General features: G+C 44.2%; 11 protein-coding genes. 6 read left to right on the forward strand and 5 right to left on the reverse strand.

Annotated features, from left to right (window positions below; all coding sequences use genetic code 11):
- Positions 1 to 107 precede the first annotated feature (107 nt).
- The gene (locus tag FWF39_RS09940) at positions 108 to 410 is read left to right on the forward strand and encodes a hypothetical protein (RefSeq protein WP_343383287.1); all 303 of its coding nucleotides are present in this window, start codon (positions 108 to 110) and stop codon (positions 408 to 410) included.
- A 177-nt stretch (positions 411 to 587) separates the two neighbouring features.
- On the opposite strand, the gene rqcH is transcribed toward FWF39_RS09940, so the two are convergent.
- Entirely contained in the window at positions 588 to 2,648 is a 2,061-nt protein-coding gene (gene rqcH / locus FWF39_RS09945; RefSeq protein ID WP_343383288.1) for a ribosome rescue protein RqcH, read from the reverse strand.
- Between the two features lie 179 nt (positions 2,649 to 2,827).
- Here rqcH and FWF39_RS09950 point away from each other — a divergent pair, with 179 nt between their 5' ends.
- On the forward strand, positions 2,828 to 3,121 hold the full coding sequence (locus FWF39_RS09950; protein WP_343383289.1) for a hypothetical protein: 294 nt from the start codon (positions 2,828 to 2,830) through the stop codon (positions 3,119 to 3,121).
- A gap of 115 nt (positions 3,122 to 3,236) precedes the next feature.
- Here FWF39_RS09950 and FWF39_RS09955 read toward each other — a convergent pair whose 3' ends face one another.
- Together FWF39_RS09955 and radA are read right to left on the reverse strand one after the other, a co-directional pair.
- Positions 3,237 to 3,749: a hypothetical protein gene (locus tag FWF39_RS09955; protein ID WP_343383290.1), complete on the reverse strand. Its 513-nt coding sequence runs from the start codon at positions 3,747 to 3,749 to the stop codon at positions 3,237 to 3,239.
- Positions 3,750 to 3,751: 2 nt separating this feature from the next.
- Positions 3,752 to 4,753: a DNA repair and recombination protein RadA gene (gene radA / locus FWF39_RS09960; RefSeq protein WP_343383297.1), complete on the reverse strand. Its 1,002-nt coding sequence runs from the start codon at positions 4,751 to 4,753 to the stop codon at positions 3,752 to 3,754.
- A gap of 286 nt (positions 4,754 to 5,039) precedes the next feature.
- Between radA and FWF39_RS09965 the strand changes: the two genes are divergently transcribed.
- Positions 5,040 to 6,257 (forward strand): cofactor-independent phosphoglycerate mutase, encoded by a 1,218-nt coding sequence (locus FWF39_RS09965; protein ID WP_343383291.1) that lies wholly within the window; start codon positions 5,040 to 5,042, stop codon positions 6,255 to 6,257.
- On the opposite strand, the gene FWF39_RS09970 is transcribed toward FWF39_RS09965, so the two are convergent.
- Positions 6,254 to 6,565: a hypothetical protein gene (locus FWF39_RS09970; RefSeq protein ID WP_343383292.1), complete on the reverse strand. Its 312-nt coding sequence runs from the start codon at positions 6,563 to 6,565 to the stop codon at positions 6,254 to 6,256. The genes FWF39_RS09965 and FWF39_RS09970 overlap by 4 nt on opposite strands.
- A gap of 91 nt (positions 6,566 to 6,656) precedes the next feature.
- On the opposite strand from FWF39_RS09970, the gene FWF39_RS09975 reads away from it, so the two are divergent.
- Complete coding sequence (locus FWF39_RS09975) at positions 6,657 to 7,277, forward strand: DUF4143 domain-containing protein (protein WP_343383293.1); 621 nt, start codon at positions 6,657 to 6,659, stop codon at positions 7,275 to 7,277.
- Positions 7,278 to 7,502: 225 nt separating this feature from the next.
- Entirely contained in the window at positions 7,503 to 8,642 is a 1,140-nt protein-coding gene (locus FWF39_RS09980; protein WP_343383294.1) for a tryptophan--tRNA ligase, read from the forward strand.
- A gap of 366 nt (positions 8,643 to 9,008) precedes the next feature.
- On the opposite strand, the gene FWF39_RS09985 is transcribed toward FWF39_RS09980, so the two are convergent.
- Positions 9,009 to 10,013: a hypothetical protein gene (locus tag FWF39_RS09985; RefSeq protein ID WP_343383295.1), complete on the reverse strand. Its 1,005-nt coding sequence runs from the start codon at positions 10,011 to 10,013 to the stop codon at positions 9,009 to 9,011.
- 396 nt (positions 10,014 to 10,409) lie between these two features.
- Between FWF39_RS09985 and FWF39_RS09990 the strand changes: the two genes are divergently transcribed.
- A partial coding sequence (locus FWF39_RS09990) for an InlB B-repeat-containing protein (RefSeq protein ID WP_343383296.1) occupies positions 10,410 to 13,576 on the forward strand: 3,167 nt, incomplete at its 3' end.

Below are 13,576 nucleotides of genomic sequence, written 5' to 3' on the forward strand. Positions count from 1 at the left end.
TCCGCGGAGTTGCCCGCTTTTAACTGTTTTTTCAGAACCACAATTTTTACATTCAACCATAACAGCCACCGGCTGAATTAATATAAACACACCCTACAATATATCTATTGGTCAACACTCTCTATAATATTAAGTTAGTACAACACCTAAAACAATACTTTCAGGGGTTTACAGGAGTTTGGCTGATTGCAACATTAAGTCTTGTTTTGTATTCCCTTTGGTTTTCTTACATTAAAATGTATGAAGTAAAAGAGCAGATAATCGAGCTTGCCGAGGCTTACGAGCACCCAGATATAATAGAGCTATATTCCAATTTAGGAGGCGCTCAAACAGAAAAAATGAATTTTGATGCATTTAAAGTGCTACGCGAAGAACATCATCGACGCTATCCATCAGGGTCGGACAAATAAAAATATAATTTGACCGTAATAATTCTCACCAAAAATTTATTATCGCTTGAATAGAGTTATTATCAAATAAATATTTAATTGCTGAAGACACTAAATGAATAGAATTTATATTTTATGACAATTTAGCAGACAATATATCGCATTTTTACTATTTTCAAATAAGGAATCGAGGATGGGCTATATTGCTTTTTGGTTTATTGCTCCTTTGGTGTAGGGTATAAACTCGCGAATCTGTTCGATGCTTGTTTTGCCGGCTTTTTCGCGTTGTTCTTTTGAGAGTTTTGCGGTGATTGAGCGCATGGCCATTTGTAGGAGTTCTTTGCCTTGGTAGTCGCCTGGAAGTAAAACGATGTAGGTTTTGGTTTTTGCTTTCACCGAGTCTAGGGGGCCACCCACAAATCGGGTTTCATCGTCGTCGATGGATATGCCTATGGCGACTTTTAGGGGTGTGTTTCGGTACCAGTTGCGTTTGCCTACCACGAAAAATGCGCCGTGGGGGATGGATTCGCCGCTTGGGCCGCTTTTGCTTAGCTGGTCGACTTTGACCCAGTAGACATCAGCTGAGCCTGCGTTTTCTCGCCAGGCGCGTGAGAAAGAAGCGGCATATTCGGCAGCTTCTTTGAGGGCCTGCTCAGTTATGGGTTTACCCTCAGTTTTGATCACAACAAAGGGTGAACCGGTGATTTCTGCGTGGAACACAATGTCGTCTTGGGTGGTGTATTTTTTTATGAGCACTTCGTTGCTTACGGTATCTTTACCTGCGGTTACTAAGAAGTCATCGGATGTGGTGAACCAGCGGAATTTTTCGTACCATTGTTTGTTGGCCAGGGCTTCTTTGCGTTTTGATAGAGCGTCCATGATTTGGGCGGGTTTGAGGTTTTTGAGTTCTTCGGCTTCTTGGAGTTCGTGTTCGGCTTGGGCGAGTTTCTTTTTGGATTGGTTGAGTGCGGTTTGGGCGCCTTGGACTTTTTGTTTGGCTGTTTTACCTTTTTCGTAGTAGGTATTGGCGTTTTCAAAGATGGATTTGCGTAAACTTAGGCCGAAATTGTAGCCATCAATGGAGAGGTTAAGTGCTAGGTTTTTGCTGTCAAAAGATTCGGTGTATGCGGCGGGGAGTTTGTTGGCTTTTTTGGCTGTCATGATTTGTGCGATTATGACTTTCCATTCATAGCCTTGGTTGCTGGCTTTGAGGATTTGTTCTTGAAAGGTTTGGAGTTCAGTGAAGTGTGCATAGATGACATCACCGATTTGTTTGACGTGTTCGGCTTTTTGTTCTTCTTCAGCTATGGATTTTTCTTGCTCAGTCACTATGCGTTTGAGGCGTTGGGCTTCTTGTTTTAGTTGGGTGACATCAGCAGTGTTTGCTGCTTTTTCAACTGCGGTAACGCGGAGATAGAATTCGTCTAGGGCGGCGTTGAAGGTTTGGAAGGGTTGGGTTTTGCAGTTTTCGTATCGTCTTAGTTTGAAGGGGATTGCATCTAAAAAGTTGCCATCGTCATCTAGGACTATGGCGGGTTCTAGTTTGTTTTCTCTAACGGCAGATAGCAAAGACTGCAGGGCCTCAAAAATGGTTGAGGTTTCGGTTTGGGTGAGGTCTTTGCTTTTTTTAGTTTTTTCTATGACGGCTCTGAGTAGGAGTTCTTCGGCATATACGCCACCTATGCCTAAAAATCTGGCGAGGGTGCGCACTATTTCGGTGTCGCCAACATTTTTTATGCCTTCATCGAGTTCTTGGGGAGTGATTTGGAAAGGGTTTTTGCCGCTTGCGGGGGGATAGACCAGAACTTGACTTCGTTTGATGTCACGGTCGCGCATGTGTTTGAAGTGCATAGCTTGGATGATAACGCCTTGTTCGTTTGTGAGGATCATGTTACCATCCCCAAACAGCTCGACCACCAAGTTGAGCAGACCGGTTTTTGTTTCAAAGGTTAAGGTTACAATGCGTTCAAATTCGTATTGTTCGATTTTTCTTAGCCATGAATCTCGGAGGTAGCGTCGCATGAGCATACAAAACGGCGGAGGTTCTGCGGGGCTTTCCTCGGCGTAGCTTGTGCTGTGGAGTCGTCGACCTGCTTCTATGACGATGCGCAGGGGAGGTTGATCGGTTTTGTGGAGTTTAAAGATTAGGTCTTTTTCGCCGAATTGGTAGATGTTATTCACTCGGGAATCAGCAATTATGGGTTGGAGTTCTTTGACTGCTGCTGATATGTCAAAGCTTGTGAGTTCTTTTTTAGCCAATTCGGGCACCGTTTAGCTTTATAGTGTGGGCTATAAATTAATTAACCGTTTGTAAATGGGTTTGTAAATGGGTTTGTAAATGGGTTTGTAAATGGCGACTTTACAGTATAGAAATGGTTAATACTTGGGTATTGTTTTTAAGAGGGCACAAAATATAGTGTGCCAAGGATTAGGTTTAGATGACTCCTATCGTTCAGCTTTACTGGCTTCGAGCCACATTGGGTATAGCCACAGGCGGTATAACTGCGGCTTTAGCGCATTTTGTTTTCGGCGCAACTGGGATAACATCATTAATTAACTGTATATCAGTAGCCATACTTCTCTATCTTATAACATACTATATCCTGCGGGGCGTGTATAAGAGCAAAGTAGAGCAACAATCAAAAATCCTCAGCACAGGCATAGGCATATTCTTCTTTGCATGGATAGCCTTCCTCGTGATCTTCTACACTGCAATGCAGATATATTTGTAGAAACCGGTCATTCATTCTTCTTCTTTCTTTGCCTTTGCTTTTTAAAAATGAGATGTGCGCAACGGATTTTTGAATTTTTAGGGTTTAAATTCCAGTAGAAAGTAGAAATAGAGAATTATTCTTCTTCTTTTTCTTCTTCGTCTTTTTTGCTTTCTTTATCTTCTTTTTGATCTTTAGCGTCTTGGGCTTTGGCTTCTTTGGCTTCTTTTAAAAAGTTTGCAATGGTGGCTTGGCTTTTGTCGCTTTTTGTGGTTTCGATTTTTTCGCCTGCTTTTTCGGGTGCAGGGATGTTCATGCGTGAGAGGATGCGCATGCAGTCGGCCCATGCAGAAAAGTATCCGCGGTCAAAGTCACCGTGTAGACCGTTACCCATATGTGTGAGGAATTCTTTGCGGTAGTCATTTAGGGCTACTTTGTCGGTTACATCTACTTTTGAGAAAAAGGCGTAGTCGTCGGCGGTGTTTTTGCGGGATAGGTACATGCCATAGAGGGCACGGAAGTATCCGCGGTTCCATTCGGTTCTCTGCATTTTCTGTTTGACCCGCTCCAGTTCACGTTCAGCTTCAGCGAACTGTCTGCTGACTATGAGCTGGAAGTATCGGGTAACTAGGGCTTGTGCGATAGGCATGTTTAGCGTCCACGGGATTTAGTTGCTTTCTCTTCTTCAGAGACATCTTCTATTCCGTTTTCGGTGACTTTAAGTATTTCCTCTCCTTCAGGCAGATATGGGCTTGAAACAAGCCTTGCGATACGTACTGGGCCATGTGATGCTCGGCGTAGATAGATGCGGGTGTGACTGGTGTGGCCAACGATGTTGCCGCCGATGGGGTGGATGGCATCGCCAAAGAACTGATCGGGTTTAGCCATAACTTGGTTGGTGACTACGGCCACAGCGTTGAATGCACGAGCTAATGCGGTGAGTTTATGCATGTGCTTGTTGAGCCTTTGTTGTCTTGAGGCTAGCATTTCTCTACCGATGTATTCGCTTCTAAAGTGTGCGGTCAGAGAGTCGATTATGATGAGTTTGATATTGTTTGCTTTTATGATTTCATCTGCATTTTCAAGCAGAAACATTTGGTGATCGCTTGTGTAGGCTTCTGCGTAGATGATGTTTTTTACGGCTTGTTCGGGGTCTAGGCCGGCGAATTCTGCCATCTGTACAATACGCTCAAGTCGAAAAGTATTCTCAGTATCGATATAGAGAACACCGCCGTTTAGTCCGCCCCGCTCAGGAGGTAATTGCACGTTTATGCAGAGCTGGTGGCACATTTGGCTTTTACCGCTACCATATTCGCCATAGTATTCAGTTATGGTTTGGGTTTCCAATCCTCCGGCTAGAATTTTATCTAAGGCTTTGCTACCAGAGGTTAAGCGCAGTACACTTTTGCGCATTTTGTAGAGTTCGTCTGCACGGATAAAGGAGAGCCCAATTGAGGAACGGGCCGCTTGGATAATTTGGAAAGCTTTTTTTTCGCTGACACCAACAGGGTCGAGTTCACGACTGGTTGCCATTGCCACTGATTCAACGGTGTGATAACCCAGTTCACGAAGTTTTCCCGCAGTTGCTGGACCGACACCAGGCAGATCTTCGATAAATTCGTATTTCTTTTTATTTTCTTCAATCTGCTGCATCGCAGCTGATAGCTCAGAGGTTTCCTCTTCTTCTTGATCTTGATCTTGATCTTGATCTTGATCTTGATCTTGATCTTCTATTATGTCGGTGTCTTCTGACATGTTATTCACAGCTTTAGGATGATGTTGTATCAGGAGATATTTAAAACAAACGAACAAACTACTTTTCTGAGGAGGGGAGGGGTAATTAAAAGTGAATTGCAGAGTTCATGTTATTTTTAGGGTTAGGGGCAATATGCAGATAAACTAGATGCAATTAACATCACCTAACACCTGCGTGAGTATTATGAAGTACATACTTGTCATCGGCGATGGGATGGCTGATTATCCGATTCCAGAGTTGGGCAACAAAACGCCCCTTCAGGCAGCCGTTAAACCAAATATGGACGCCATAGCCGCCAGAGGCAAAAGTGGGTTAATCAAAAATGTTCCCGATGAATGTACCCCTGGCTCAGATGTTGCTATATGCTCAGTTTTAGGCTATGATCCCCGTCTCTACTGTACCGGCAGAGGCGCACTAGAAGTGCCCTCAAGAAACATAGAACTGGGCAGTGAGGATACAGCCTATCGATGCAACATTATAACAGAAGAAAATAACACCGTCGCAGATTACTCCGCAGGACACATAACAACCGAAGAAGCCACACAACTCCTTGATGCAGTAAAGAAGGCCTATGGCAAACCCGGCGAAATTGAATTCTACCCGGGATTAGATTATCGCCACTACCTAATCATGCGCAACTTTTCGCATCCGGAACAAATCTTGTGCAACCCGCCCCATGATGTTACAGGCCAAGCCATAAGTGAGGTGATGCCCAAGGCCAAAGTGCCAGATGCAGAAAACAGCGCCCAGTTGCTAAGGGATATGATTGAGGGTTCTAGGGCCATATTGTGCAATCATCCTGTCAACATCGCTAGGAAAAAAGCGGGAAAACGGATGGGGAATTTGATTTGGCCTTGGGGAGGCGGGAAAAAGCCTGCTATGCCCACGCTTAGAGAGAGATTTGGTATAGAATCAGCGGTTATCTCTGCGGTTGATCTTGTTAAGGGGTTGGGTGCTTATGCAGGTATGAATATCATAAATGTAGAGGGTGCTACTGGTCTAGCTAACACTAACTATGAAGGCAAGGCTGATGCGGCTATCAAAGCGTTGGAAACATGTGATTTGGTCTGTGTACATGTTGAGGCTCCTGATGAGGCGGGACACATGCGGGATTACAAATTAAAAGTGCGCACTATTGAGGATTTGGATAAGAGACTTTTGGGCAGAATCATAGACGGGGTTAGAGAGCCGGTTGCAGTTGCTGTTTTGCCGGATCATCCTACACCGGTAGAGAGGGGAACACATACACGTGATCCGGTGCCCTTTACGATAGCTGCACCAGGTTTAACTCCGGATGATGTTAAGGTTTATGATGAATTTTCTGCAACACAGGGCGGCTTTGGGTTAGTTGAAAATAACTATTTGCTACCCCTTTTGCTTTCTTTGGGCAGAAAAAGCTAAACAACAGTGGGGCTGGTTTGTTCTTCTGCTTCGATGGCTTTTAGGCGTTTGGTTATTAGTTTTTTGATTTCTGGGTCGTCTTCGCGGCGTGAGGCGTCGATTAAGAGTTTTTTTGCCATATCATGACTTTTGGGTCCGAAGAGTTTAGCAAAGTTACTGCTACGTTTTTCTAGTATTCGGAAATAGCGGGGTAGGACGCAGACAAAGTTTAGGGGATAGTGTTTGCTTTGGTCGAGGTCTACGACGACTAGTTGAATAGGTCCGGTTCGTTGGCTGAAGTTTTTTATTGCCCAGAGTTTTAATTTCATTTACCCACCTTCTCTGTATGTTAGCAAGTTAGGGATAACCATAAGTTGAATTTACAGTTATAATAATTTATTACACTAAACCATATTAAACTTGCCCAAAAAATCCACCAACAAAAATAACACTAAAAATACGTGTTCAGCTTGGACTCTAATAGACTTCGCCAAAGTTTATAGTAAAACTCCGCCAAACTCCCAAGTCACAATCACTCAGTATATTGATGCTTTGAAGAAAATTGTTATAGAGGATTTGCCTGCTTGGAGTGCTAAACTCCGGTCTAAAACAGCAATTCGAACAACTGCTAAAAGACATTTTGTTGACCCTTCGATAGCTACCGCGGCGCTTAGGGTAACACCTAAAAAACTATTATCAGACTTTGAAACATTTGGTTTACTTTTTGAATCACTGTGTATAAGGGATTTGAGGGTTTATGCTGAGAGCATTGATGGACATGTTTATCATTATCATGATAAAAATGGTTTAGAGATTGATGGCATCATTCAGCTTGCGGATGGGCGTTGGGGTGCTGTTGAAATCAAAATGGGAGCAGGCGAAATTGAAGCTGCAGCAGAAGCCTTGTTAAAGCTTGAAAAAGTGGTGGATACTGAAAAAATGAATAAGCCCGCATTTTTAATGGTACTCACATCAACGGAGTATGCTTTCCAAATGGATAATGGCGTATGGGTTGTACCATTGGGATACTTGAAAAAATAGTATGTGTCTAGTTTGCATGGTTTGGCAAAATGAGACAACTAGTGTATTTTCACCAAGCTAACACTACCGCCAAAAAACCACCCTCTACATTAAAAAATAGTTAAGAGAACTACAAGTTTTCTTGTGCAAAATTAGAAGACCCGGGTGCTTTTGAGGCCTCAGTAGTCATCTTGGCCGAAAAAAGCATATATGTCAATAACCGTTTTGGATTAGACGTGACGGTAGATGGCTACTGAAGAAAACAACAATAGTGAAATGATTGTTACTCCTTGGGAAGTCAAGGGTAAAATTGACTATGAACGCCTCATTAAAGAATTTGGCACTCAGCCGCTCACAGCCCAGCTTTTGAGTCGGGTAGAGAAGCAGACCGATAAATTGCACCTGCAGCTGGAACGGAAAATTTTCTTCAGCCACCGTGATCTAGATACAGTTCTTGATCTCTATGACAAGGGCACCAAGTTTGTGCTCTATACTGGCAGGGGGCCAAGCGGACCGGTTCATATTGGGCATTTGGTGCCTTGGATGTTTACGCTTCATCTTCAGCAGAAATTCAAGACCCGGCTCTATTTCCAAATCACCGATGATGAGAAATATCTTGTGGGCGATGATAGAAACCTAAAGGAAACCGAGAGATGGAGTTATGAAAATGCGCTCGATCTCATCGCGTTAGGGTTTAAGCCGGATGATACGTTCATAATCTATGACACCAAAGATATCGATTTGTTCTACGACATAACCCTTGAAGTTGCCAAACGCATCACCTACAGCACCGCGCGCAGCACCTTTGGCTTTCAAGACAGCACTAACATAGGCTGGGTATACTGGCCAGCCATCCAAGCAGCACCCTGCTTTATACACAAAAAACTCACAGGCGAAAACGTTCCTGCATTGATTCCTGCGGCCATTGATCAGGATCCCTACTGGAGGGTAACCCGTGATGTTGCACAGAAGCTTGGATACTACAAACCGGCACAGATTCACTGTCGGTTTCTCCCCGGGCTGGGTGCAGGTGGAAAAATGAGTGCTTCGATGCCAGAGACCAGCATATTTACTATTGATATGCCAGATGTTGTTAAGAAGAAAATTTGGAATGCGTTCACAGGCGGCAAAGGGACAGCCGCAGAACAGCGAAAAGACGGTGCTGATCCAGGGATCTGTAGCATTTTCCAATACTACTTCTACCTCTTTGAGGAAGATCTCAAAGAACTCGCAGAGAGAGAACGCAAATGCCGTGGTGGAGAGATGCTGTGTGGTGAGTGTAAAAAAGACATCGTAGAAAAACTCAACCGTTTCTTAGAAAACCACAGAGAACGAAGAGAAAAAGCCAAAGATACTCTTGAGGAGTACCACATTAAACGCCGATAGAGCGTTTGCCAGATATGTTAGTGGAGTTTTTCTGGTTGATATGTTGGGGTCAACAACCACCCGAGTTCGAGGAGATATGAGAGGGCTTCGAAAACGGATAAAATTGATTGATGCTGATGTCGCTCAACCTCAACCAGACACCCCGCACTAACAAGTCGTAAGATTAAACAATTACTTATAAGCTTTTTGAAATTATAGGGCTAAAAACATAAAACACACCCACAAATCACCCAATATAGACCTTTTGACAAACCACACACAACACAAACAGACTACCAAACACAACAAAACCACCACCAACCACCCCACCCCAAAAACTTTTTCAGCAAAAAGCTCAAAAAACGCTTCAGCAGTTTTTCAGCTAATTTAGAGCTGTTTGAAGTGTTCTCTAAATAAGAGGCGGGTATCCAAAATACTATTCTCAAAAGTATCTGCACCTCCCAAAATAGAGAGGAATTCAGCTGTATCCACTCCAAAGTCGGGTTGTGTTGCTAAATCCGCGAGTTGACGCCTAAACGCATCAAATTCGCACTGTGTATCTGCTTCACCTATAACTTTGGCAAACCAAAGATCGTTTAGCGTAAAATATGCCAAAACAGTATTGAGAACATGTCCAGAGTTTGGAATACTATCTGCTAAATCCTTGTGTGACCCCAGTTCGCTAAAATAAGCCCAGATGACCCTAAGGATACACAATGCTTCGTGTGCTGTTTCTTTGGCAGTTTGGTTTTGAACAGCAAGGACAACTTTGGAAAAATCTATAGAGAGCGGCATCAGCGTCTGAGGGGTAAAATTAAATTGGCCGCCCAAAGTCTGCGCATAATGCTCCAGCTGCAACCAGTTTACCCGTTTCTCATGCAACCCCATCAAAATATCAAACGATCCATCTACTATGAGCAAAGATGCGTCGACAACAGCCAGCAACTCACTTTTGCGCAGGGCGGTCCGCTGGGTTTTCTGCAGGTTTTTCTGATGCTCCTCTTGCAACTCAGCAATCTGCTGGACCAAGTTAGCAAAAGATGCGCCTTTAGGGTTAAGAATAAACGGATACACCTCGTTATTCCAACTCAAGCTAAGCCAGTTACCGAGATGATCTATCCCAGTTATTTCATAAACTGGAAATTCTTTAGCTACAACCCAGCGTTTCTTAGACAAGCCGGTCTTGTTGAAAAATCTAACCTTGCCTTCTGCAACATCATATTTTGCAACTGGTAATCCAACGAGTTTTTGGGGTTTAGACTTTGTTGTCATTGTTTGCGCGTCAGCAGATTGCAACGCGACTTTTTTCCCTCCAAACAGCAACAATGGCACTGTCGAAATTGCCATAACATGCCTAGAACGGCTGTATTGCAGATCATCGCTACAGTTCATTAAAATCCGCTTCAATCAAACTACTACGTTATGAGTACTTAAAATTTAGCCCAACCCACCCTGTCGCAATATAGATCATCAATTCAAGCAGCAGAGTTAGTTAGAGGCTATACCAATAGGGATGTGGAAATCGGAATTTGAGGTATTTACTGTTTTTTGTTATAAGATGGTGGCTTATTGGCGGTTCTATTGTGTGTCTAATTATTAGACAGATCGTTCTCACACTTAGAATTATATCGTCATTTGGCAAGATTACGTGCGTGAGAGGCAATGTTTAACCAAAAATTAGACAGGAATCTAAACAGTTGTACAAACACTAATTCGAAAAGCAACTTGCGAAAACATCATCGGAAAGAAACAATTTTGATACTTGTTTCTTTAATATTTGTTCTGGTGATGATTTCATCGGTTGTTTATACAACACCAGATAACAATAGTTCCACCTTTACCGCAGCATACAATGCGCACAGCAGTGTCAAAAATGAACAAGAACTCAGAAACGCGATAAATGTTGCTTTAGGTGAAGCTCCAACTCAGTATGTTATAGCATTAACCAAAGATATTACACTCACAGGCTCTTCACTCACCATACCAGCAAAGGCAAATGTTGTGCTAATAAATGACGGCAACACTCCTAGAAAACTCATTGGACCCAATGGCACAAGCACTATCCATGTTGCCGGCGGCGCTACATTGGTACTTGATGGCATTACTGTAACTCATAACAAAGACGACCGAGGTAGAGGGGTATATGTTAACGCTAGCGCGACACTTATCCTAAATAGCGGTGAAATCACAGAAAATAACATCTACAGTGGCGGAATCATAAGCGATGCTCAGTGCGGCGGCGGAGTGTATAACTGGGGCACCTTTACGATGAACGGCGGCACCATCAGCAAAAACTCAGCCTATAACGGCGGCGGAGTATATAGCATAATCACCTTTGAGATGAACGCTGGTGAGGTCTCGGAAAATACTGCCGCTGGAGCCGGCGGAGGAGCCGATAACTTGGGCACCTTTACGATGAACGGGGGAACTTTCTATAAAAACAAGGGAACTGTTTGCGGCGGTGTTTTTAATGGTGTTTACGCTAAGTTTACCTTGACTGATGGCAAATTCTTAGAAAACATGGCCACTAATGGCTGTGGCGGCGGAGTATACAATGATGGCTATGGCACCTTTATCATGATAGGCGGCACTTTTTCCAAAAACAAGGCGTATGATGGCGGCGGGGTGTATAACTTGGGTATTTTTAAGATGTCTGGGGGTACTATCGGTGGTGCCAGCGCAACAGAGAGTAACATAGCCACCGACAACGGTGGAGGAGTCTGCAATGGAGGCTATTTTAGTGATTTCAACCTGATTGGCGGCATAATTTCTAACAACATCGCCACAAGTGGTGGTGGGGTAGAGATTACTGCGGGAGTGTTCAATATGTTAGGTGGTGAGATTTCAGACAATACTGCCTACTGGGGTGGCGGAGTTCTCGTTGGGGATTCAACCATTTTTGACATGGAAGGTGGAGTACTGTTTGGCAACACTGCCAACTACTACGGCGGAGGCGTGTACAACTGGTGGGGCACTTTCACTATGTCTGGAGATGCAACAATTTCTAACAATAAAACACCATATGATGGCGGAGGCGTGTACAATCAACGTTATTTTGTGATGTCAGGTAATGCGGTTATCGCTAACAATACAGCCAATGGTAATGGTGGCGGAGTGTATAACTCAGCTACATGCAACATGTTTGATAATGCAGTTATTTCGAACAACACTGCAAGCTTTGGCGGCGGGGTACACCTCGACCAAGGACAACTCACCCTAGCAGATAACGCAGCCATCACCAACAACATAGCCATCAACTTTGGCGGCGGAATACAAAACACAGACCAAGGCCGCATCACCCTATCAGATAATACAGCCATCGCTAACAACTCAGCAAACTATGGCGGCGGCATATTTACCACAAGCACCAACACTAAAGCAGTTACAATAAACGGCGGTCAAATCTCAAACAATTCCGCCCGCTACAGCGGTGGAGGAGCATACACATATAGCAAATTTATCCTAACAAGCGGCGCAATTGCCAATAACACAGCCGGCGTTGATGGTGGAGGAGTATTTATAGCCACGGGGTTTGTTGAACTGCACACTGGAACAATTTCAGGCAACATCGCAGGTAACAATGGCGGCGGCATATGGATCACCAACACCGAAGATATCACCTATCTACAAATGCTCTACATCGAAAACACTGTGATATTTAAAAACAATAAAGCCAAAATCCAAGTCGCTCTAACAAAGCTAAACACCTATGAAGAAGAAATCTACCGCAACCAAATCAAAATCACAGACGGCGCATGGTCAAATGGCGAATGCTATGGCATAAACAACTATGACATAAGCTACACAGCTAGCTACACAATAAGCTATGCACCCGGAACCCAGGGCACTTGGCAAGCCATCGATGAAACCTACACCGGCTTAGCGTTTGGTGCATCCACACCAGTATTTGGTACCAACTCAGGCGCCGACACAGCAGTTGATCACACCGCGGGATGGATATTTACAGGCTGGCAACCAACATGGTCCTCTACAGCAGCAGGCAACATAACCTATGTAGCCCAATGGACAAAAACCGTACAACCAATATTTTACACTCTAACATACAATGGCAACGGATACACAAGCGGAACGGTACCCTTGGGCGGCTTCTACCCAGCAGGATACTCTGTACTTATCGTCAACCAAGGTAACATGGCCCGAGAGGGATATACTTTCCAAGGCTGGGCCTACAACTCAGATGCAAAAACACCCGACTTTGCTACTGGATCAACAGCCTACCACACGCTCACAAAAGATGTAACCCTATACGCAGTATGGGCAACAGAAAAAACCCCACCACAAACAAAGTATACAGTAACCTATCAACCGGGCACGTATGGCAACTTTGATCCTGTTAGTTTTGTGTGCGCTTTGGGAGAGTTAACCCCTAAAGCACCAGATGTAACGGGCCAACCCGGCTGGCGCTTTATTGGCTGGGCTCCTGAACCAACACCAACCGTTGAGGGCGATGCGGCCTATGTAGCACAGTGGGAACCAAAGATGTTTACAGTAAAGTTTGTGGATTGGGATGGAACTGTTTTGAAGACTGAAACGGTCCCCTATGGCGGCAATGCAACCGCGCCAGCCAATCCCTCACGTAACGGATATACCTTCATAGGCTGGAACCCCGCCACCTTTACCAACATAACCTCGGATCTCACCATTACCGCACAATACACCCAAAACAACGGAGGCGGCAGTGGAGGCAATAATGGCGGATCAGGCGGCAACGGAGGCAACGGTGGAGGATCGCAAACAAACAAACCCACCAATACACCACCCCCAACCACAACACCACCACTCCCAAACACAACCCCAGTCCCAAACGGAACCAAAGAAGAACCAATACAAACCTGGGCCCTTGTAAACTTGATACTAAGCATAGCCGGCCTCATACTAGCCATAGCAATAGGCATCTGCGTACTACTACAACACAAGAAAAAACAAAAGAAACA

Source organism: Candidatus Bathycorpusculum sp. (genome assembly GCF_009778815.1).
Taxonomy (GTDB): domain Archaea; phylum Thermoproteota; class Bathyarchaeia; order Bathyarchaeales; family Bathycorpusculaceae; genus Bathycorpusculum; species Bathycorpusculum hydrogenotrophicum.